Source organism: Streptomyces sp. NPDC002446 (assembly GCF_053595675.1).
Map to the genome: position 1 here is coordinate 71,623 of NZ_JBSFYC010000002.1, position 22,025 is coordinate 93,647.

General features: G+C 70.5%; 18 protein-coding genes. 14 read left to right on the top strand and 4 right to left on the bottom strand.

The genetic code is table 11. From position 1 onward, the window contains the following. The first annotated feature begins 53 nt into the window (after positions 1-53). Positions 54-1,163: a tryptophan--tRNA ligase gene (trpS, locus tag ACWD6P_RS02005; RefSeq protein WP_451442256.1), complete on the top strand. Its 1,110-nt coding sequence runs from the start codon at positions 54-56 to the stop codon at positions 1,161-1,163. Positions 1,164-1,263: 100 nt separating this feature from the next. Here the strand turns inward: trpS and ACWD6P_RS02010 are convergent, their stop codons facing one another. Continuing rightward, positions 1,264-2,313, bottom strand: a complete 1,050-nt coding sequence (locus ACWD6P_RS02010; protein WP_451442037.1) for a LacI family DNA-binding transcriptional regulator — start codon at positions 2,311-2,313, stop codon at positions 1,264-1,266. 438 nt (positions 2,314-2,751) lie between these two features. Here ACWD6P_RS02010 and ACWD6P_RS02015 point away from each other — a divergent pair, with 438 nt between their 5' ends. The 4 genes from ACWD6P_RS02015 (at position 2,752) to ACWD6P_RS02030 (ending at position 7,625) form a co-directional block, all read left to right on the top strand. Then, positions 2,752-4,062, top strand: a complete 1,311-nt coding sequence (locus ACWD6P_RS02015) for an ABC transporter substrate-binding protein (protein ID WP_451442038.1) — start codon at positions 2,752-2,754, stop codon at positions 4,060-4,062. A gap of 14 nt (positions 4,063-4,076) precedes the next feature. Beyond that, positions 4,077-5,093 carry a carbohydrate ABC transporter permease gene (locus tag ACWD6P_RS02020; RefSeq protein WP_451442039.1) on the top strand — a complete coding sequence of 339 codons (1,017 nt, stop codon included), beginning with the start codon at positions 4,077-4,079 and terminating at the stop codon, positions 5,091-5,093. Continuing rightward, positions 5,090-5,923 carry a carbohydrate ABC transporter permease gene (locus ACWD6P_RS02025; RefSeq protein ID WP_451442040.1) on the top strand — a complete coding sequence of 278 codons (834 nt, stop codon included), beginning with the start codon at positions 5,090-5,092 and terminating at the stop codon, positions 5,921-5,923. Before ACWD6P_RS02020 ends, ACWD6P_RS02025 begins: the two co-directional genes overlap by 4 nt. Before the next feature lie 61 nt (positions 5,924-5,984). Further along, the gene (locus ACWD6P_RS02030) at positions 5,985-7,625 is read left to right on the top strand and encodes a glycoside hydrolase family 13 protein (protein ID WP_451442041.1); all 1,641 of its coding nucleotides are present in this window, start codon (positions 5,985-5,987) and stop codon (positions 7,623-7,625) included. A gap of 125 nt (positions 7,626-7,750) precedes the next feature. Here the strand turns inward: ACWD6P_RS02030 and ACWD6P_RS02035 are convergent, their stop codons facing one another. After that, positions 7,751-7,924 (bottom strand): hypothetical protein, encoded by a 174-nt coding sequence (locus ACWD6P_RS02035; protein ID WP_451442042.1) that lies wholly within the window; start codon positions 7,922-7,924, stop codon positions 7,751-7,753. 92 nt (positions 7,925-8,016) lie between these two features. Between ACWD6P_RS02035 and ACWD6P_RS02040 the strand changes: the two genes are divergently transcribed. From ACWD6P_RS02040 to ACWD6P_RS02050, 3 genes are all read left to right on the top strand, one after another. Beyond that, the gene (locus ACWD6P_RS02040) at positions 8,017-8,706 is read left to right on the top strand and encodes a YqeB family protein (protein ID WP_451442043.1); all 690 of its coding nucleotides are present in this window, start codon (positions 8,017-8,019) and stop codon (positions 8,704-8,706) included. Between the two features lie 201 nt (positions 8,707-8,907). Then, positions 8,908-9,213, top strand: coding sequence for a hypothetical protein (locus tag ACWD6P_RS02045; protein WP_451442044.1), 306 nt, complete (start codon positions 8,908-8,910; stop codon positions 9,211-9,213). 169 nt (positions 9,214-9,382) lie between these two features. Continuing rightward, positions 9,383-10,795: a WD40 repeat domain-containing protein gene (locus ACWD6P_RS02050; protein ID WP_451442045.1), complete on the top strand. Its 1,413-nt coding sequence runs from the start codon at positions 9,383-9,385 to the stop codon at positions 10,793-10,795. Between the two features lie 14 nt (positions 10,796-10,809). Here the strand turns inward: ACWD6P_RS02050 and ACWD6P_RS02055 are convergent, their stop codons facing one another. After that, entirely contained in the window at positions 10,810-11,562 is a 753-nt protein-coding gene (locus ACWD6P_RS02055; RefSeq protein ID WP_451442046.1) for a DUF6796 family protein, read from the bottom strand. Between the two features lie 356 nt (positions 11,563-11,918). Between ACWD6P_RS02055 and cseB the strand changes: the two genes are divergently transcribed. From cseB to ACWD6P_RS02085, 6 genes are all read left to right on the top strand, one after another. Continuing rightward, on the top strand, positions 11,919-12,587 hold the full coding sequence (cseB, locus tag ACWD6P_RS02060) for a two-component system response regulator CseB (RefSeq protein WP_451442257.1): 669 nt from the start codon (positions 11,919-11,921) through the stop codon (positions 12,585-12,587). 5 nt (positions 12,588-12,592) lie between these two features. Then, a complete protein-coding gene (locus ACWD6P_RS02065) occupies positions 12,593-13,855 on the top strand; it encodes a sensor histidine kinase (protein ID WP_451442047.1) in 1,263 nt (420 codons plus the stop codon). 186 nt (positions 13,856-14,041) lie between these two features. Beyond that, on the top strand, positions 14,042-14,854 hold the full coding sequence (locus ACWD6P_RS02070) for an ABC transporter ATP-binding protein (protein ID WP_451442048.1): 813 nt from the start codon (positions 14,042-14,044) through the stop codon (positions 14,852-14,854). Positions 14,855-14,924: 70 nt separating this feature from the next. Beyond that, the gene (locus tag ACWD6P_RS02075; protein ID WP_451442049.1) at positions 14,925-17,489 is read left to right on the top strand and encodes an FtsX-like permease family protein; all 2,565 of its coding nucleotides are present in this window, start codon (positions 14,925-14,927) and stop codon (positions 17,487-17,489) included. 192 nt (positions 17,490-17,681) lie between these two features. After that, positions 17,682-20,180 (top strand): SpoIIE family protein phosphatase, encoded by a 2,499-nt coding sequence (locus tag ACWD6P_RS02080; protein WP_451442050.1) that lies wholly within the window; start codon positions 17,682-17,684, stop codon positions 20,178-20,180. Positions 20,181-20,291: 111 nt separating this feature from the next. Continuing rightward, positions 20,292-20,462 (top strand): hypothetical protein, encoded by a 171-nt coding sequence (locus ACWD6P_RS02085; RefSeq protein WP_451442051.1) that lies wholly within the window; start codon positions 20,292-20,294, stop codon positions 20,460-20,462. Between the two features lie 84 nt (positions 20,463-20,546). Here the strand turns inward: ACWD6P_RS02085 and ACWD6P_RS02090 are convergent, their stop codons facing one another. Continuing rightward, a complete protein-coding gene (locus ACWD6P_RS02090) occupies positions 20,547-21,977 on the bottom strand; it encodes a hypothetical protein (protein WP_451442052.1) in 1,431 nt (476 codons plus the stop codon). Between the last annotated feature and the right edge of the window lie 48 nt (positions 21,978-22,025).

Genomic DNA, 22,025 nt, shown 5'->3' on the forward strand with positions numbered 1-22,025 from the left:
GGGATGCGCCGTCCTGACGGCGGCACTCACCACCAGGAGAACCTGTGAACCCCATGCCGTACGCCACCGGAAGCACCCTTCCAGTAGACGACGCAGCTCGGGCCGATGCGCTCGGGACGTCCGCCGCACAAGCCCGCAGTGCGGTGCTGGAGAGGCTGATCCGCGATGAGCCGGGACGGTTCCGCGTGCTGACCGGGGACCGTCCGACCGGCCGGCTGCACCTCGGCCACTATTTCGGAACGCTCCACAACCGCGTCCGCCTGCAGGAGCTCGGGGTCGAGATGTTCGTGCTCATCGCGGACTACCAGGTCCTGACCGACCGGGACGTGGCCGACGACCTGGCCGGGCACGTCGAAGAACTGGTGCTGGACTACCTCGCCGTCGGCGTCGACCCGGCCCGGTCCGCCATCTTCACGCACAGCGCCGTTCCCGCCCTCAACCAGCTCCTGCTGCCCTTCCTCAGCCTGGTCTCGGTCGCCGAGCTCCGCCGCAATCCCACCGTCAAGGACGAGATCGCCCACTCACGGCAATCCGCTGTCAGCGGCCTGATGTTCACCTACCCGGTCCACCAGGCCGCCGACATCCTCTTCTGCAAGGCCAATCTCGTTCCGGTCGGCCAGGACCAACTTCCCCATCTCGAACTCACCCGGACCGTCGCCCGCCGCTTCAACGACCGCTACGGCCACGGGAACCCGGTGTTCCCCGAGCCGGAGGCGCTGCTCTCGCAAGCGCCCCTCCTGCTCGGCACCGACGGCACCAAGATGAGCAAGAGCCGCGGCAACGCCGTCACGCTGGCCGCCGACGCCGACGAGACCGCCCAGCTACTCCGGGGCGCCAAGACGGACTCCGAGCGACACATCACCTACGACCCCGCCAACCGCCCCGAGGTCTCCTCCCTCGTTCTGCTGGCCGCCCTCTGCCAGGACCGCTCCCCGTACGAGGTCGCGGACGACATCGGCCCCGCTGGAGCCAGCGCACTGAAGAAGTGCGTCACCGAGGCGGTCAACGAATACCTCGCGCCGATCCGAGCCCGCCGCGCCCAGTACGCCCAGGACCGCGGCTATCTCCGCCAAGTACTGCGCCAGGGCAATGAACGCGCCCACGCGATCGCCGAGGCCACCCTCGACGAGGCGCGTCGGGCCATGAACGGCCTCTACGAGTAGCGCATCACCGCGCGGAGGCGGTGCCGGCGGCCGGCTGTCCCGTCACCGGGCCCGCCCAGGGCTTCTGGGCGGGCCGGTCGTCGGCCCCGTGCCTCGCCGGTCAGCAGTCCGGCCCCTCCGTGCCGCCGTTGGGCAGCGCAACGGTGCTCGCTCGCGGGATCAGCCGGGTGGGCAGGACGATATGACGCGCGGGGTCCGCGTCCGGGTCGTTGATCAGCGAGCGGGCCAGTTCGCCGGCCGCGCGGCCGATGTCCTCAGGGGACTGGGCGATCGTGGAGAGATCGGACCACTCCGCGATCGGGTGGTCGTCGAAGCCGAGGACGGAGATCCGTTCGGGCACCTCCACACGGGCCTTGCGCAGCGTCCAGATCACCCAGGAGGCGAGCTCGTCCTGTTCGGCGAAGATGGCGGTGGGCGGCTCCCGCAGGCTGAGCAGTTCGCCGACCGCCTCCGCGATGCTGCGCTTGTCGCTGGCCGGAGCGGCGACCACCAGGTCGTCGTCCAGGGGGACACCCGCCCGGGTCAGCGCCTGCTGATAGCCGACCAGCCGCTCGTTGGAGCTGAACGCGAATCCGCTGGCGCCGACCGACTGGACGAACGCGATGCGGCGGTGCCCGAGATTGAGCAGATGCTGGGTGCCCCGGCATGCCCCGGCCACATCGTCGACGTAGACGCTCGGGCAGCCCTCGGCGTGCTGGCTGACGTAGATGACCGGCATCTGCAGGTCGTCCAGCCGCGCCTTCTCCTCGGCGGTGAGGTCGAAGCAGAAGACCAGCAGCGCATCGGCGTTCCGCCGGGCCGGCAGCCGCTCGAAGAAGTCGGCGCGCTCGGACATCTCGGGGGTGATGTAGACGAGGACGTCCATGCCCGCGGTGCGCAACTCCGGCCCCAGGGCGGACACCGCTGAGCCGATGAACCAGGAGTTGAGCGTGGGCACGAGCACCGCCACCACGCCGGTCTTGCCGGTGACCAGGCTGGCGGCCTGCCGGGAGACCGCGAAGTTCAGCTCGCGGGCGGCTTGTTCGACCCGGGTGCGGACTTCGGGCGAGACCGTCGAAAGGCCGCGCAGAGTGCGCGAAACGGTGGAAGCGGAGACCCCGGCCCGCTCGGCGACGTCGGCCATCGTGGGGTGCCGTTGAGCTGGTGGCATGAGCGGAAGGTAGCACAGCGAGCACACGGTTTCGACGGTGAATGACAGCGCTGTCATGAGATCGGTGCGGCTCGATGCGGGCGGCATCCCGCCCAGTGAGCCGCCCAGTGATCCCGCCCAGTGATCCTCCGGAGTCCGCTATTGCTCCGGGTAAAGGCTGCAGAGTGCATCTGTATGGCCGGCGGATTTCCGCGACGTAACGCATTGACTTACCCCGTGTGGCCTCCTAGCTTGAAAGCGCTGTCACGGAGTGGGTGCCTCTGCCTGAGTGAAGCGAACCTTCAAGGCGTTGACCTGCTGTTTCTTCCTATCTGACGAGCGTGGCAGCGCATTCACGGCGTATCCGTCGTGTTTTCATGGCTCTCTTTTCAGCTTTCACCTTCCTGTCCATGCGATCCAGCGGGCCGTTCCCCGCCGGTGAAGGGATGAGACCCCCGCATGACCACAGCAAGAACCACCAGGGCTCTGCGGAGTGCCGGAGCGGTGCTCGCAGGGCTCTCGGCCCTCGCCGCCTGCGGCGCGCCCGGCGGCGCCGCCACCGTGTCGGCAGGCAAGCCGTCGTTCGAGGGCCGCGGCCCCATCACGTACGTGGCCGGCAAGGACGCCACCGGCTCCGTCCAGCTGGTGCTCGACCGCTGGAACAGGCTGCACCCGAAGGAGAGGGTCACCTTCATCCAGCTGCCCACGGACCCCGACGCCCAGCGCCAGCAGATGATCCAGAACGCGCAGACAAAGTCCGATGCCTATACGGTGCTGTCCCTCGATGCCGTGTGGACCTCGGAGTTTGCCGCGCACCGTTGGGTCGACCCGCTGCCGCAGGACCGATTTCCGCTGGCCAGGATGCTCAAGCCGATCGTGGAGACCGGGAAGTACCGCGGCGGCCTCTACGCCGTCCCGGCCAGTTCGGACGGCGGCATGCTCTACTACCGCAGCGATCTCCTGAAGCGGGCCGGCATCGAGCGTCCCCCGGCCACCTGGGCCGAGATGACCGCGGACTGCGCCAAGGTGCGCAAGCTGCCCGAAGCCAAGGGCATGAGCTGTTACGCCGGGCAGTTCCAGAAGTACGAGGGACTGACCGTCAACTTCGCCGAGGCCGTGAACTCCGCCGGCGGTGTCATCACCGGCCCGGACGGCACACCGCACGTCGACAGCCCGCAGGCCAAGCGCGGACTGGACTTCCTGGTCGACTCCTTCAGGCGCGGCGTCATCCCGAAGGACGCGCTGACCTACCAGGAGGAAGACGGCCGCCGGGTCTTCCAGGCCGGGAAGGTGATCTTCGAACGGCAGTGGCCGTACATGTACCCCCTGGCGGCCAAGAAGGACGGCTCCAGCAAGGTCGCGGGCAGGTTCGCCGTCGCGCCGCTTCCCGGGCTCAAGGGTCCCGGCGCATCCAGCCTGGGAGGCCACAACCTCGCCCTGTCGGCCTCGGCCAGGAACAAGGCCACGGCGATCGACTTCATGAAGTTCTTCTCCAGCGAGGAACTCCAGCGCTTCACGCTCGCCCACGCACCCGCCGCGCCGACGTACAAGGCGCTGTACCAGGACCCGGCGCTCGTCAGGAGGTATCCGTACCTCCCGACGCTCAGGAAGTCGATCCTGCACGCGGTGCCGCGCCCCCGGGTCTACCAGTACGGCGATGTCACCGCGGCGATCCAACGGGAGGCCTATGCGGCCCTGACCGGCAGCAAGAACAGCGAGCAGGCCCTGAAGGACCTCCAGAAGGCCCTTCGGCAGCCCGCGGCGGAGTAAGGAGAGCCCGGCCGATGGTGACCACGCACAACCCACCCGCACGCCTCACGGCGCCCGCGCCCCCCGTCCTTCCCCGGCGCCGGCGCCCCCGCGCGACCGCCGGCTCGGGACGGCTCGCGACCCTGCTGATCTCCCCGACACTGCTGGTGCTGACGGTCGTCGTCCTCTATCCGACGATCGTGGCCCTCAAGGACTCGCTGTTCGGTACCGCCGGAATCGACCCCGAGACCGGATTCGTCCGGGACACCGACCCCTTCGTCGGCGCGGAGAACTACACCGCGATCTTCGGTGAGGCGGGCGCCCGGTTCTGGAACGCCTTCTGGAACACCACCTTCCTCACCTTCACCACGGTCGCGCTGGAAACCGTGATCGGGGTGGCGATGGCGCTGATCATGCACCGCGCGTTCCAGGGCCGGGCCCTGGTCCGCGCCAGCATCCTGGTGCCCTGGGCGATCCCCACCGCCGTCTCCGGCCTGCTCTGGCGCTGGATCTTCAACAGCGACGGCATCGCCAACGCCCTCACCGGGCAGCATGTGCTGTGGACGACCGAGGGGTTCCACGCCAAGGTCGCCGTCATCCTCGCCGACGTCTGGAAGACCGCGCCGTTCATCGGCCTGCTGGTGCTGGCCGGCCTCCAGGTGATCAACAAAGAGGTCTACGAGGCGGCCAGGATGGACGGGGCAAGCCCGGTGCGCCAGTTCTGGCACATCACCCTCCCCCTGGTGAAGCCCGCACTGCTGGTGGCCGTGCTCTTCCGGACGCTCGACGCGCTGCGCATGTTCGACCTGCCGTACATCCTCATCGGCGCACAGAAGTCGTCCGTGGAGACGTTGTCGATGCTCGCCCAGGACCAGGCCGCCAATGTGCGGTTCGGACCGGCCGCGGCCTATGCGGTGATCCTCTTCGTGTACGTCTTCCTGATCGCGCTGGCCTTCGTCCGGCTGCTCGGCGCCAATGTCGTCGGGGATGACGAGTCGGGCCCCAGGCGCAGCAGATGGCTGCCGCGCCGACGTACGGAGGTGGCGGCATGACCCTCTCGCCGACCGTGCGCAAGTGGCTGCTGTACGCGGGTGTCGCCGCGGTCGTCGCCTACTGCCTCGCGCCGTTCTACTGGATGCTGGTCTCCAGCCTCCGGCGTACCTCCGACATCTTCGACAACTCGCTCTTCCCCACCCGGATCTCGTTCGAGAACTACCTCGCGGTCCTCGACCCGTCCCAGTCCTTCACCCGCGCGCTGCTCAACAGCCTCGTGGTGGCCGGTGTCACCACCGTGCTGGCGCTGATCCTGGCCACCTTCACCGCCTATGCGATGGCGCGGCTGGAATTCCGGCTCAAGCGCCTGGTACTCACCCTGATCATCGCCACCTCCATGTTCCCGGTGGTCTCGATCACGGTCCCGCTGCTCAAGATGTTCGTCGACATGGGCTGGATCAACACCTACCAGGCGATGATCGTGCCCAGCATGTCCTTCACCCTGCCGCTCGCGGTCTGGAACCTCACCGCCTTCTTCCGGCAGATGCCCCGGGAGCTGGAACATTCCGCCATGGTCGACGGCTGCACCCGCGGCCAGGCCTTCCGCAAGGTCATCATCCCGCTGGCCGCGCCCGGCATCTTCACCACCGCGATCATCACCTTCATCGCGGCCTGGAACGAGTTCCTGATCGCCCTGTCGATGACGAACAAGCCGGAGATGCAGACCGCCCCCGTGGCGATCTCCAAGTTCTCCGGGGCCACCCAGTTCGAGACGCCCTTCGGCAGCCAGATGGCGGCCGGCGTACTCGTCACCATTCCCCTGGTGATCGTGGTGCTGCTCTTCCAGCGCCGGATCGTCGCCGGCCTCACCGCCGGTGCGGCGAAGTAGCCGCCCCCGCACCGCGCACCCCTCTCCCGCACACCCCTATCTGCAAGGAGTAGGCACAGCCATGCCCAACACCGCACCGTGGTGGCGCAGCGCCGTCATCTACCAGGTCTACATCCGCAGCTTCGCCGACGGCAACGGCGACGGGGTCGGCGACATCGCCGGCATCCGCTCCCGCCTGCCGTACCTCAAGTCCCTTGGTGTGGACGCCATCTGGATCAACCCGTGGTACAAGTCGCCGATGGCCGACCACGGTTATGACGTGGCGGACTTCCGGGAGATCGACCCGCTGTTCGGGAGCGTGGCGGAGGCCGAGGCGCTGATCGACGAGGCCCACCGGCACGGCATCCGCGTCATCCCCGACATCGTCCCCAACCACACCTCCGACCAGCACGAATGGTTCCAGGCGGCGCTGGCCGCGGGGCCGGGCAGCCCGGAGCGGGAGCGCTATGTGTTCCGGGAGGGCCGCGGCCCGGACGGCGCCGAACCGCCCAACGACTGGCAGTCCTGCTTCGGCGGACCGGCCTGGACCCGGCTGCCCGACGGGCAGTGGTACCTGCATCTGTTCGCCCCCGAGCAGCCGGACCTCAACTGGGAGCATCCGGACGTCCTCGCGGAGTTCAAGGACATCCTGCGGTTCTGGTTCGGCCGCGGTGTGGACGGATTCCGTATCGATGTCGCGCACGGCCTGGTCAAGCACCCCGAGCTGCCGGACCTGCCGCCCCGCAGGGACCCCGTCGCCCCGCCGCTGGCGGGCAGCATCGACCACCCGCACTGGGACCGTGACGAGGTGCACGAGATCTACCGGGAATGGCGCAAGGTGGCCGACGAGTTCCCCGGCGACCGGTCGTTCGTCGCCGAAGCCTGGGCCGACAGCCCCGAGCGGCTCGCCGCGTACGTACGGCCGGACGGCCTGCACACCGCCTTCAACTTCGAGTTCATGATGACCAGTTGGGACGCCGAGGCGCTGCGCGAGACGATCGACGGCTCGCTCGCCAACCTCGGTTCCGTCGGCGCCCCCGCCACTTGGGTGCTCTCCAACCACGACGTGGTACGCCACCCCAGCCGCTTCGGCCGCAAGCCCGTCAGGAAGTGGCTGCCCAACGAGCCCTACCGGCCCGAAGGTCCGCTCGACCTTGAACTCGGCACCCGGCGGGCCCGCGCCGCGGCCCTGCTGATGCTCGCCCTGCCCGGCGGTGCCTACATCTACCAGGGCGAGGAACTCGGACTGCCGGAGGTGGAGGACCTGCCCGAAGCCGCGCTGCAGGACCCCATCTGGGAACGCTCCGGGCACACCGACCCCGGACGCGACGGCTGCCGCGTGCCCATCCCGTGGTCCGGGCAGCAGACCCCGTACGGCTTCAGCCCCGAGGGAGCCACCGGCGAGCCCTGGCTGCCCCAGCCCGCGGACTGGAGCGCCCTCAGCGTCGAGGCCCAGACCGGCGACCCGGCATCCATGCTGGAGCTCTACCGGCGCGCCCTGGGGCTGCGCCGCGACCACACGGCACTCGGCGACGGCGGCCTCACCTGGCTCGACGCCCCCGCCGGAGTGCTCGCCTTCCGTCGCGAGCCGGGCTTCGCCTGCGTCGCCAACCTCTCGGCGGAGCCGTACCGGCTGCCGGAGCACAAGGCGGTGCTGCTGGCGAGCGGTCCCGTCGAGGACGGCCGGCTGGCACCGGACACCGCGGTGTGGCTCGCGCTGTAGCGGCGTCACGGCGTCACGGCGTCACGGCGTCACGGCGTCACGGCGTCACGGCGTCAGCGGATGGCGGCCTGATGCGACGTCAGGCCGCCGTCACGCATGTGCGTCGCTCGCTCCGAACCTCCCGCTTACGCTCTCGGCGGCTCCGCCACCGTAGTGGCGTGGGGGCGCAGGAAACGGTGGAGGATCAGGCGCAGGGTGGGGAGTTGGTCCGCCGGACGGAACGAGGGATCGGTGGCGGCGCTGGTGTAGAGAGCGGCGATGAGCGCCATGACCCAGGCCGCGGTGTCGTCCGGGTCCATGACGCGCGCCGGGACTAGCGGCTCCGTGGCGGGGGCCGCGAGGAGACCGACGGTGTCGAGCAGGGCGGTCCAGCCCTGAACAGGACGGGCAGTTGGGCCGGCTCACCGTGCTCGGCCGGTCGGTGTGGGGCACCGTATGCGTCTACGCCGTGTGCGTGCTGGCGGGGGCGGGCGTCGGCTGGCTGGCCGGCTTGCTCGCCGACTGGCTGGTGTCGCTGCCCTGGGCGCCTCTGCAGGGGCCCGCCCGGCTCCTGGCGTCGATTCCCGGCCCTTGGCTGCCCGCCGCGGGTGCGGTGGCCGGGCTGGTGGTCGGACTCGTCGCGCAGCACGAGGAGTTGGTCATCCGCCTGTCGGACGAGCGTGTGGTGCTCACCCGCAAGGGCCGGGACCGGGAGTTCCCGTACGACGCGATCGCCACGGTGTGCCGAGACGGCAAGCATCACGTCCTGCTCGGCCGCGATGGCGGTGAACTCGCGCGGGAGGAGTGCGATCTGGACGCCGGCCGGCTTTCCGGCGCTTTCGCCGAGCACGGCTATGCATGGGCGGACGGCGATCCGTACGAAGCCGAGTTCCGGCGCTGGGTCCCGGACACTCCCGAGCTGCCGGACGCCGCGAACGCCTTCCTCAGCGCCCGCCAGGGAGCCCTGGAGAAAAAGGGGCCGTCCGGCGACGACGTGCGAGAGCTCCGCGACGAACTGGCCCGACTCGGTGTCGTCGTGCGGGACGAGAAGCGACGTCAGTACTGGCGGACTTTCCGGCAGTCGGGCCCGGCCGTGGAGTAGGGGGCCGATGCGTACGGATGCACGGTGCCTCCCGTCGGTGAGGGCTGGCGCCCTCCGCCGGAGGGGTGGCACCCGTTTGCGGCGGGCGGATACGCGTTTCGGCGCGTCGCTTAACAGGACGGGATATAGCGCATTAGCCTTTCGTAACCGTACGAAGTCGATCATGTACTGATCGCATCCGCTCGACCTACCGGAGAAGTAATGCGCAAGTTTCACAAGGCTGCCGTCCTGGTCGCCGCCCTCGGCAGCATCGCCATGCTCGGCGCCGGCGCCGCTCACGCCGACGGCGGGATGGGCGGCAAGGGCGGCGGCAGCAAGTTCGACATCAAGCAGGGCAGCTCCTGCCGCTCGCACGACCTGAACGTCGACGTCCTCGGCGAGGTCGGGATCGCGAACGGCCTGGCAGGCAACCTGCTCGGTGGCGAGGGTGCCGCGGGTGCGCAGGAGACCAAGATGGGCTCGTCCCTCGGCTGCAACAACAGCTTCGGCGGCGGCGGCAAGGAATAAGAGACGCCTCCACGCCCCGCCATCCGACAGGGTGGCGGGGCGGTGCGTCGGTTCGGGTACTTCTGCAGCACTGTCAGACCCCTCTGCGAACATCGAACGTGTCTGAGAGGCGCCACCGGCTCTCGCCTTCGCCGGTTGCCTCTGCGAGTCACTTCCTGAGGGGACGACGATGTCGACCGACATGTACGGCGTACGGGTGCGGAAAGTCGATCCGGACCGGCTCCGCGCCACAATCCAGGTGCTCGTCGTCTACTACGACACCGGATCGCGTACGCACATCCCGCTGCCGGGGGAGGAGCCGGGCGTCTTCCTGCACTTCCTCTGGGAGAGCGCGGCGGGCTATCTGAGCGACGACGACGCCCGCAAGGGCCCCCTGGGCAGGCTGGTCAGCACCGACGACATCCTGAACTACGAATGGGTCGACACCCACGCACGCCGCTTCATCTCGCAGGTCCGGCGCACGGAGACGCTCAACGACCCGCCCACCGAGGCGCAGTGGGAAGACCTCCACGACTTCTACTACGAGCGTGGCGGCATCTGGCAGGACGAGGAACTGCTCATCCAGGGCGAGTACGAGATACGCGTCACGGACCGCAGGTGGCTGGAGCACCTGAGCGAGGGGCAGGCCTGGGGTTCGGCCGCGTTCCCGATGAACGGCGACAGCTGGACGGCCGAGGACGCGCCGTACATACCCGACCTGGCCCAACCGGCGGTCAGAATACGGCCGTTCGAGGCGACGAAGGGCAGCGTCCGGTACGACTCCGTCGTGGGTATGGAGTTCTCCGACGACGGCAAGTACCTCGCGGTGTGCAGCGACCAGGGGCGGGTGTGGGTGTACGACACCGCCGACTGGAGCGAGACCGTGCACACCTCCGCCGGTGACTGGATCGTGCCGCTGATGATGTGGGTGCCCGGTGAGCACGTCCTCGCGGTCAAGGGCTACAGCACCGGGGACCAGCCTGAGGGGGAAGCGCAGTGGGCCTACGACGTGGACCAGGGCGCGGAGGTCGAGGCGCCCTTCCAGCGCGGACACCGGCGCTCCGGCGACGGTGCGTACCGCATCAGCCGGAACAACGCGGGCGAAGGCGGTTTCGACCTGCACGGGCAGGAGCGTGAGCCCCACCGGAGGCTGTCCCACGCCGGAGGCTGGGACCCGATCCAGTGCCACGCCTTCTCCGGTGACTCCTCGCGGCTGTTCCTCGGCGCGCAGGAGAACCTGTACGTGGTCGACCCGGCGAAGGGTGAGGTGGTCGACAAGGTCGTGGACGCCTCGGAGCGGTTGTTCGAGCTCGCCTCCAACCCTGACGGGAGTTACCTGGCGATCGGCAGCTTCAGTCGGAAGCTGGGCTATCTGGAGTTCGGGAAGAGCCGGCCGCACGAGTTGTGCATCTGGCGGATGGCCGACAAGAAGATCATCCTGGGCCACCAGTTCAGGACGTACATCGACGCACTCGCCTGGTCCCCGAACGACGGCCGCTGGCTGGCCGTCGCGCTGGAACCCACGGCCGACAGTCAGTTCCACTGCGGCAAGACGGAGATCGCCGTCTTCCGGATGGGACCAGGCGATGGCCAGCGCCCCTGAGCGGCCGCCTCGTATCAGTGGCCGAGGCCAAGCCCTCGCTCGTCGGCGCTCCGGCGGGCGTTCCACAGCGTCACGGTCGTCAGGGAGAAGAACAGCAGGTTGCCGAGGCTCAGTTGCGCCCCCTGGATCGCGGTCCCCACCGCACCGGGCGTCAGCGTGGTGACAAGGGCCCCGGCGGCGATGCAGGCCAGGGGATTCACCGCACACATCCACCGTGGGAAGGCGGTGGTGCTCCGGAGCACGCACACCGCCATCCAGACGGAAGCCAGCACCCAGCAGGCCAGCAGTACCGCGTACGGGATGAACAGCACGACCGCCATGTCGCCCGGCAACGTGGTCAGGGCGGCGGACCGCCCGCCGGAGGCGTCGATCGCCCTGGCCGCCTGGCCCCAGTAGAAGAAGGAGCCATGGACGAAGGGGGCGAGGGCGAAACCTGCGGTCAGGAGCAGGAAAGGCGGCAGCGAGAGCAATCGGCGCGCCGGCCGCAGTCCCTGGTGCAGATGCCAGCACGCGGCCAGATAGAGCGGACCGGTCAGCACGCCGAGCAGCGCTCCCCACGCCAGCCGCGTCGTGGACGCCGGCAGCATCGCCGCCAGTGAGTCACCGGTCGTTCCGTCGTAGGCGCTTAGAAGGGGGTGATGGCCGGGTGACGCCATGGGCTTGCCTAAGAGCAAGATGTCGCCGATGAGCCAGGCGATCGATGCCACAACGCCCGCGATCCCGGCGAGGCGTATCTGTCCCGTCCTGCTGCCGATGTCCGTCCGCACTGCACAACCTCCGGGTTAGTTAGGTGAGGCTAACCTTATCGGAGGGGTCTGTCTGTCCAGCGAGCGCTCAACGGCGCGGGTTTGTATCGGGCAGGTATCAGGAAGCGCTTGGTTGTCCATCGAAGCGGGGCGCCGCGCCATGGCGGAGGGGGTCGTAAGGGGCGTCTGCCCTATCGTTCTCACAGGTCGCGGGCCGGGGGTGAGTGCACACCGGGCCCGTGCCCCACGACCACCCGCCCCACGGCTGCCCGCCCCACGACCGTCCGAACAGGAGCCATCCGCCCGTGTCCCCGTCCGCCCCGGCTCCGGCCTCTCCGCGACCCGTTCGCGTGCTGCTGGTGGAGGACGACGACCTGATGCGCCGGTCGTTCACCCTCGCCCTGGAGCGCTACGGCTACCAGATGAAGTCCGCGGCCGACGGGCTGGCGGGGCTGGAGCTCTTCCGCGACGAAAGCTTCGACCTGCTGATTCTGGACGTGATGCTGCCCGGCCTGGACGGGATCGGCCTGTGCCGAAGGGTCCGGGAGACCAGCTTGGTGCCGGTGTTGATGATGTCCGCTCGCGGCGACGGGCTCGACGTCGTCGCCGGTCTGGAGGCCGGGGCGGACGACTACGTGGTCAAACCCGTGGACACCTTCGTACTCGTGGCGCGGATCCGCTCGCTGCTGCGGCGGGCGACGTACCCGTCGGCGCCAGAACCCGAGCGGCCCACGGGCGACGGGCCGCCACAATCCGAGGGGGAGTCGTTGGTCTTCGGGGACCTGACCATCGACACCGGTGGCATGGAGGTGTCCGTCTCCGGGAGCCCGGTGGCGCTGACCCCGACCGAACTGAAGCTGCTGCTGGAGTTCGCCGCCCACCCGGGCATCGTGCTGGAGCGGCACACCTTGCTGCGGAACGTGTGGGAGTACGGCTGGGACGGCGACAGCCGGGTCGTGGACCTGTGTGTGCAGCGGCTGCGCAGAAAGCTCGGCCGGGATCGGATCGAGACGGTCCGCGGCTTCGGCTACAAGCTCAGGCGCTGAGGCAGGTGCGCCCGTTCCACCGGCCGCGGCCGGCCCGCGTACCCCTGCGCTGGAAGATCGCCGCGCTGGCCGCGTCCACGGCCTGCCTGGTCGCGGCGGCGGTGGGCGTGCTGGTGCACGTGTGGACCGCACAGGACATCCGCAGCCGGGCCGAAGCCCGGGCCTTCAACACCGTGTACGCGGCCATGAACACCTATCGGAGCACCGGGACGCTGATGGACGGTGCACATCTCGATCCGGCCGAGCTGCCCGCCGCGCTGCGCCGTCCGGCGGACGGCGACCGGCACACGGCCTACGACGGGCGCATCGACAACAACGTGGGGCCCAGCTTCTGGGGCGCCCAGCGCGTCGGCGGCCCGGACAGTCCGGTACTGGCCGTCCGGATCAACATGAGCTCGGAGCTCCATACGCTGCGCCGGCTCGACATGACCATGGCGGTGGCCTCGCTGATCGCACTCGGGGCGGCCACGCCCCTGGCGGTCTACGGGGCCGGGCTGCTCGGCCGCCGGCTGCGGCAGGTCTCCGAGACCGCGGGCCGGATCTCCGCCGGGGACCTGGACGCCCGAACCGGGCCCACCGACGGGCGCGACGAGGTGGCCGACATCGCCGCCACCGTCGACCTCATGGCGGACAGTCTCAGCCGACGGCTGCGCACCGAGCGCCAGTTCACCGCGGACGTGGCCCATGAGCTGCGCACCCCCGTCGGCGGTCTGCTGGCCGCCGCCGACCTGCTGCCACCCGGCGAGACGGAGGATCTGCTCCGGGCCCGGGTACGCGACCTGCGCGGCCTGGTCGAGGACCTGCTGGAGATCTCCCGACTGGACGCCGGAGCCGAACAGCCGGTCCGCGCCCGGGTCCCGCTCCATGCGGTCGTCAGCGAGGCCGTGACGCGCACCGGCTTCGACACCGAGGTCAGCGCCGGCGACCCACAGCGCGCGGAGTCCATGCAGACGGTGGAGACCGACCCGCGCCGCCTCGAAAGGATCGTCAGCAACCTCGTCATCAACGCCCACCGGCACGGCTGTGGCCCGGTGCAGGTCACCGTCGACGGCCGTACGGTCGTCGTACGCGACCACGGCCCCGGCTTCCCGCCTGACCTGCTGCGGGAGGGCCCGCGCCGCTTCCACACGGGCACCAGGGAGCGCGGCTCGGGCCACGGCCTGGGCCTGACCATCGCCCTGGGGCAGGCCCGCCTCCTCGGCGCCGAGCTGCGCCTGGACAACGCCCCGGACGGCGGCGCCGTCGCCACCCTGCGCCTGCCGGACTGACCGCCCGGCCCCTACGGAACCGATCCCGGCCCCCACGGAACCGATACAGAGCGGCGCGGGCACCGATACAAACCGCCGCGGAACAGATACGCAGCGGCGCGGACGCCGATACCCGGCTGCCCAGGCTCCGATACGTTCCCCGGACACCCTTCGACGTGCACCCTTGGCACCCGAAGAGGAGTCCCCGTGACCGCCGAACCCCTTGGCACGCTCACACCGCGCTCGACGACCGGAATCGCGGCCGCCACAACCGACCTGTCGAAGGTCTACGGCAGCGGCGACACCCGTGTCGTCGCCCTGGACCGGGTCAGCATCGCCTTCCGGGAGGGCGAGTTCACCGCGATCATGGGCCCTTCCGGCAGCGGCAAGTCCACCCTGATGCACTGCGCCGCCGGGCTCGACGCGTTCAGCTCCGGCTCCGTCCGCATCGGCACCACCGAACTGGGCACGCTCAACGACCGGCAGCTCACCCAGGTGCGCCGCGACCGGATCGGCTTCATCTTCCAGGCGTACAACCTGCTGCCGACGCTGACCGCGTTGGAGAACATCACGCTGCCGCTGGCCATCGCCGGCCGCCAACCCGACCGGCAGTGGCTGGACCGCGTGGTCTCCATGGTCGGCCTCGCCCAGCGCCTGGACCACCGGCCCGGACAGCTGTCCGGCGGGCAGCAGCAGCGCGTCGCGGTGGCCCGGGCCCTGGTCTCCCGCCCCGCGATCATCTTCGGTGACGAGCCCACCGGCAACCTCGACTCCCGCGCCGGGGCCGAAGTCCTCGGCTTCCTGCGCGACTCGGTGCGCGAGCTGGGCCAGACCGTGGTCATGGTCACCCACGACCCGGTCGCCGCCGGCTACGCCGACCGCGTGGTCTTCCTGGCCGACGGCCGCCTGGTCGACGAGATGGCACAGCCCGCCCCGGACCGGGTCCTGGACCGGATGCTGCGCCTTTCTGGGAGGAACCCCGAGACCCCCGCCTTCGACACCCGCTCACATACGAGCTGACTCACCGTCACCCCAGCCCGTCCCCGTATACCCCACGTCCCCGTATACCCCACGTCCCCGAAAGCTCCCCATGCTGAGAACAGCCCTGCGCAACGTCCTCGCGCACAAGGCCCGTCTGGCCATGACCGTCCTCGCGGTCTGCCTGGGTGTCGCATTCGTCTCCGGCACCCTCGTCTTCGCGGACTCCTCCGCCGCGGCCTACCGCGCCGCCGCATCGAAGAACTTCGCGGACATCGCGGTCACCGTCACCCCCAAGGACCCACCACCGGGGGCCTCCGCGGACCAGCGCGCCACCGTGCTCGACGACGCACTCGCGAGGAAGCTGGCCGACGTACCCGGTGTCGCCGCCGTGCGCCCGTCGGCCGACGGCTCGGCCACCCTGAACGGGGCAGACGGCACCCCGCTGCGGGCCGGTAAGGCGTGGGCGAACCTGGCCGCCGCCTACGTACCGGGCAAGGACGGCAAGGACAGCCGCTATCCGCTGACCAAGGGACGCGCTCCACAGAACAGCGGTGAACTCGCCGTGGACAGCGGCACCGCCGCCGCCGGCCGGTTCAGCATCGGTGACACCGTCACGCTGGCCACCGACGGCCCCGTCATGACGAAGCGGCTGGTGGGCATCGTCTCCACCAAGGAGACCCGGGTGACCGCCGGCGGCACTCTCGCGCTGTTCGACAAGGCGACCGCCCAGCGGCTGTTCGCGTCCCCCGGCCACTACACCGGCATCGATCTGTCCGCCACCCCCGGCACCGACCAGGTCCGGCTCGCCGACCGGATCACCGCCCAACTCCCCACCGGCCGGGCCGAGGCCACCAGCGGCGCCGCCCAGGCCGCCCAGCAGGCCACCTACGTCGACACCCTGACCCGGGGCTACACCAAGCTGCCGCTGGTCTTCGCCGGGGTCTCCCTCTTCATCGGCTCGTTCCTCGTCGTCAACACCTTCACCATGCTCGTGACGCGGCGCACCCGCGAGATCGCTCTGCTGCGGGCGATCGGCGCCTCACGCCGCCAGATGGTCCGCTCCGTCCTCCTGGAGGCCCTCCTGCTCGGCCTCGTCGCCTCGGCCGTCGGTTTCCTGCTCGGCCTCGGCATCGCCTCGGTACTGCCCGACGTCCTGGGCAGCGCCGGGGACACGCTGCCTCACGGCCCCCTGGTGATCGGCGCTCGCCCCGTCGTGGCGGCGCTCGGCGTGGGCGTGGGCGTCACCGTGCTCGCCGCATGGCTGCCCTCCCGCAGGGCGGCGAAGGTCGCGCCCATCGAGGCGATGCGCTCGGCCGAGCAGCCGCCCTCCACCACCCGGTCCAGGATCCGTGCCGTGGCGGGGCTGGCCCTTCTCGCCCTCGGCGGCGGCCTCCTGGTGTCGCTCACGGGGGCGAAGGACGCCTCGGAGGAGAACCTGCAGAGCGCGATGCTCGGCTGCGCCGCCCTCCTCGTCGCCATGATCATGCTGGCGCCGCTGCTCGCCGCCCCGGTGATCCGGCTGACCGGACGACTGACCGGACGCTTCGGGATCACCGGCCGTCTCGCCCGGGAGAACGCGCTGCGCGACCCGCGGCGCACCGCGACCACCGCTTCCGCCCTGATGATCAGCACCGCGCTGGTCGCCGGGCTCGCCGTGATCGGGAGCTCCACCGGGCAGGCCCTCGACCGCCAAGCCGCGGACGGCCTCGGCGCCGACTACGTGATCAGCACCCGCGACACCACCAGCGGAATCGACCCGGCCGCCGTACCGCGAGTGTCCGACATCGCCGGGGTGCGGACCGCGACCGCCGTCACGGACTCCACCCTGTTCCTCGGCGGCGGCGTCCGGCAGCTCTCCGGCGTCGACCCCGCCACCGTGAACGCCGTCATGAAGCTCGACTTCGTCAGCGGCTCCCTGACGGACCTCGGGCCGGGCCGGATCGCCGTCTCCCGCACCCTCGCCCAGGAGCACGGCGTGCGCGCGGGCGGCAAGCTCAACGCCCGCATGGGCCGCGACCAGGACTTCAAGCAGTACACCGTCGTCGGCGTCTACAAGGACAACCCCACCGCCCACGACGCACTGGGCGCCCGTACCGAGGTGCAGCGCAGCAGCTTCAAGCCCGGCTCCGTCCAGCGGATCCTGGTCCGCACCGACAGCGGCGCGATCTCGCAGACCACCGAGGACCGACTGCGCACCGCCGTGGGCAACAGCCCGCTGCTCCAGGTGCAGAACCGGCAGGCACTCGTCCACGAGGCCGCCGGCACCCTGGGCAACCTGCTGACCCTGATGTACGGGCTGCTCGCCATCGGCGCCGTGATCGCCGCGCTCGGCATCGTGAACACCCTGGCCATGTCGGTGTCGGAACGCACCCGCGAGATCGGTGCACTGCGCGCCATCGGCATGGACCGCACCGGAATCCGGCGGATGATCCGCCTGGAGTCGGTGACCGTCGCCGCCTTCGGCACACTGCTGGGCCTGGCAGGCGGGCTGTTCGGGGCCTGGGCGGTCGGCGCGCTGGCCAACGGCGCGATGACGCAGTACTCCCTGGTGCTGCCCTGGGGGACGCTGCTCCTCGTGTGCCTGGTGTCCCTCACGATCGGCGCGGTCGCAGCCGCCGTCCCGGCCCGCCGGGCAGCCGCCCTGAGCCCGCTGGAAGCCGTCGCGGAGACGTGACGCACGGCCGCCGGCCCGCCGACGCGACCTGAGCGGCGAGGGTCCCGTTGCTTCCGCCGGCGGGCCGGGCCCGGGGCGGTGCCTGGCGGCGGGATCGCTGTCAGGCAGCGCGGGCCCCTGCGAGCTGTGATCGCCGTGTCTCGCTGGGTCGCCGCCTTGGGCCCGGTGTACCGACCTGCGCACACTGGAGGTATGCGCGGGATGACCGTCGGCGAGACGGCGGAGCGGGAGACTCTGCTCGCCGCAGCCGTCGCGGACGCCGTCGCCGGAACCGGCGCGTACGCGGGGAGTGTCTTTCTCCGTTCCCCCGACCGCCGGTCGATCGTGCTCGCCGCGACGTACGGGGTACCGCCCTCGCTGCTCGGCGGCTGGCGCCGGATCCCGGTGAGCAGCCCCATCCCCGTCGCCACGGCCTACAGTTCGGGGCGCACGGTCCACCTGGCGGACGCTGAGGAGACGGTGCGCCGCTACCCCCAGCTCGCGGTCGCCCTGCCGTACGCCTTCGGCTCCTGCTCGGTGCCGGTGGGCTCGGGGGCGGAGACCTTCGGGGCGCTGGCGATCGTCTGGGCGGCACCGCCCGGCAGCGAGGGGCTCTCCCGGGCTCAGCGCCGCCATGTGCGGGCCATCGCCGACCGGCTCGGGGACTCCCTCGCCGCCCTCCGTGCCCGTACCGGCGATCCGCTGCAATGCGACCCGGAGACGAACCTCGTCGAGACCCCGGCACCTTCGGCGGCTGCCGTGCGAGTGGGCTTGTTCGGCTGGGACCTCGACGCCGGCACCTTCTCGGCGGACGACGAGTTCTGCACGATCTTCGGCCTCGACCCTCCCGCTTTCGACGGACGCGCAGAGACGCTCGCCACCCGCCTGCACCCCGGTGACCTCGCGGCCTTCCTTTCCGGCGCCCGGGAGGCGGCCGCCGGGGGCCGGATCACCGCGCGGCGCCTGCGCGTTCGGGACGGCAGGGACGGCGGCCAGGAGTACCGCACGGTCGAGCTGTGGGGACGCGTACCGGAGACCGACGACGCGCGGGCCCGCACCCACCTGGTCGGCGCGGTCGTCGACGCCCACGACGGCGGCACGGCCGTCGCAGCGCTTGAGCGGCTGCGGGACGGTGTGCTCTCTCTCGCCCCCGACGGGCGGGTCACCTACGCCAACCACAGCGCCCTCGAGCTGTTGGGCGTCCCCCGTGAGAATTTGCTGGGCCAGGTGCTCTGGGACGTGCTGCCGTGGCTGTCCGATCCCGACCTCGAGTCCCGGCACCGGTCCGCGATGATCTCGCAGGCGCCGGCCTCCTTCCTGGCCAGCCGCTCACCCGACCGCTGGCTTGCCTTCTCCCTCCAGCCGGCAGCGGACGGGGTGACCGTCCGGATCGTGCCTCTCGGCCCGCCGCCCTCGGCCTCGGTGCCCCCCGCTTCCCCGTCCGAGTCGGCGACCGCCGGCACACCGACGCGCCTGGGGGTCATGCACCACGTCCTGCAGCTCGGCAGCGCGCTGACCGAGGCGGTCACCACACGCGAAGTCTGCGAAGTGGTCTCCGAACAGCTCCTGCCCGCCTTCGGAGGTCAGCAGCTCGCGATCCACGTGGTGCGCAACGAAACGATGCACCTGCTGTTTCACGCCGGCGACCACGAGGACTTCCTCGACTGGCTGGAGGGCGCTCCGCTGCACGCCGCCCTGCCGGGTACCGAGGCCCTGACCTCCGGCACGCCTCTCTTCATCGAATCGCAGCAGGACCTCTCCCAGGACTACCCGGCCGCCCCCACCGCGGAGGTGAGCTCCTGGGTGTACCTGCCGCTGATCGCCTCCGGTCACCCTGTCGGCATCTGCGTCCTCGGCTTCGACACCAGGCATCGCTTCACGGAGCGGGACCGCGGCGTGCTGACCGCACTGGCCGGGCTGATCGCCCAGGCCCTGGAACGCGCGCAGCTCTACGACTCGGAGTTCGCCGTCGCACGTGGCCTGCAACAGGCGCTCCTGCCGCACCGGTTGCCGGTGGTCCCGGGCATCCGCACCGTTGCGCGGTATCTGCCCGGCACCAGCGGGATGGACATCGGCGGTGACTGGTACGACGTCATCCCGACGAGCAAGGGGGTCTGTCTCATCATCGGAGACGTACAGGGGCACAGCATCGCCTCCGCGGCCACCATGGCCCAGCTGCGCAGTGCGGTACGGGCCTTCGCTGCCGTGGGCCACACACCCGGCGAGGTGATGGCGGGCGTCAACCGGACCCTCGTCGACCTCGACCCCGGGCTGCTGGCCAGCTGCTGCTACATCCAGCTCGAACCCCCCGCCCACCAAGCCCACGCGGTCACCGCGGGCCACCCCCCACCCCTGCTCCGCCGCTCCGACGGAACCACCGAAGTCCTTGAACTCGACATCGGCCCCCTGCTCGGCGTGGAGCGCGCAAGCAGGTACCCCAGCACCCTGATCGACCTGCCGCCGGGATCCGTCCTCGCCCTCTACACGGACGGCCTGGTCGAGGAACCCGGAGCCGACATCGACGTGGGAATCGACCGTCTGCGAGCCTCTCTGGCCCACGCCCGTGCCGACTCCCTGGACGAGCTCGCCAACCGGCTGCTGCACAACGCCCGGCGCTCCGCTTACCGGGCCGACGACATCGCCCTGCTGCTCACCGAGTACGACTCCGGCCCGCGACGCCGAGACGACACCTCAGTCAGACCTCGTGGTTAGGGCCGCTGCTGGGCGTCGCCGACGTCACCCGCCGCTGCACGGATCATGCGAACAGCCTAAGGACCAGCAATCCATGCGATTTTGTCAGTGACTGCCCGTACCATCTGCGGCATGGCGATCACCTGCGTCCCTGACGCCACCGCCGAGGCCAACGAGCGCATACGCGCGTTCATGGCCGCCCGCACCGGTCGGCCGCTGTGGCCCGAGGAGCAGGACGAGTACGAGCAGCTGCTCGCCGCCTGGGCCGCAGCCGTGCGCAATCGAGCTTCAACGCCCGCCTAGCGGGCGACCGTTACGCGGAGCTCAAGCGCGACCTGCGGCAGTCCGACCTTGTCCGGGGTGATCCGCTCCGGCCCTGCACTCCGCTCACTTGCGGCTCTGCCCACGGACCACGTCGAGCAGGTCCGTCGGCGCGAGCCGGGCCCCGTACAGCAAACCGACCATGACGAGGCTGACGATGCCCACGACCTGGGCGATCGCGGCGTCCGACACGCCCAGCGCAGAGGCTCCCACCGCCGACCCGATGACGACGAGGCCGAGGACGACCAGGCGTACCCATTCGCGATTGACTGCCCGGGAGGCGTCGGTCAGGTCCTCGGGGTCCAACAGCGCGAGAGTACGGCCCTGCGCGTACCGCTCGGCGATCTTCGCCAGCATCCGCGCCATGTCCTCGAAGACCCGTCCTCTGTCGGCATCGGTGTCCTGCCGGGCCTCCATCATTCGCAAAGCCCCCACCACCTCTGCCGCGTGCTCCTTGTGCCGGGCCCGAAGCACACCGCGGATCGCCGCGTGCCGGGTTTGCCAGGCCGACCACACCACCTGTTCCGCGTCCGCCAGATGCACCCGTGGCGCCGTCTGCGGGAGACGGTTGCGCACCGACCAGCGCTGATGCGCATGGGCGGCCCCCACTCGGGCCAGACAGTTCACCAACACCACCACCGAACGGTTCCGCCTGTTTGCTCCCACCCGCAGGCTCAGCAGCCGCCGGGCCCACGCGAACCGGGGGGCGGGCGCGGCATAGTGCGGACCCAGGTCCTGGTAGGAAGGCTTCGCCACCTGCCGGAGCACGACCCACACCACTCGCAACGCCAACAGCACCATCGCGCCCAGAACGAGCGCGCAGGCCGCAATGATCGCCTCCACGGGCCTGACCAGTGGATCGGTGAGTGCCGACAGATAGGGGCCCGTCTTCTCCGCGAGCGCGCCGCCCGCCTTGCGCAGCGCCGCCAGCAGGGCGACGAGCGGGTCCAACCGCTCGCTCCCACCGCCCTCGACGGCATGCTCCGTGGACGGGCTTCCGGGTGCCCGCCAAGGGGCAGCCGCCTTCCGGCTCTTGTCCCACAGGTGAGCCGTTCCGGTCACCAGTCTGGTCACGATGACGCCTATGTTGACCGTTACCAGGAGAAGGACGCATGCCTTGATGACGTAGGCGATCCCCGCCAGCGGAATGCTGCCGTACCAGTCCGACACCGCGGACCGCACCGCGGGTGAGCGAGGGAACAGCCGGGCCGCGTCCCGCCCGAACCCCCGGCGGGCCCAGCTCAGATGACGTGTGGTCCCACGGGCGCTCCACCGCACGTACCGGCGCACTGCGGGGACCACCGTGTGGGCATGGACGCGCAGTACCAGATGGAGCGTCCGGTCTGCTGCGGCTCGTACTCGGGGGCGCATGGAGGGCCGGGCACGCCATCGGTCCTCGGGATCCAGCTTTGCCAAAGCCACCAGCGCCATGACGATTCCCGTCAGCGCCAGGGCAACTCCCGCCAGCACCACGGCGAGCACGAGGTCGATCAGCACGGTCCGCAACTTTCGAGCATTCAGGAAGTCTCCTCGGGAAGTCTCCTC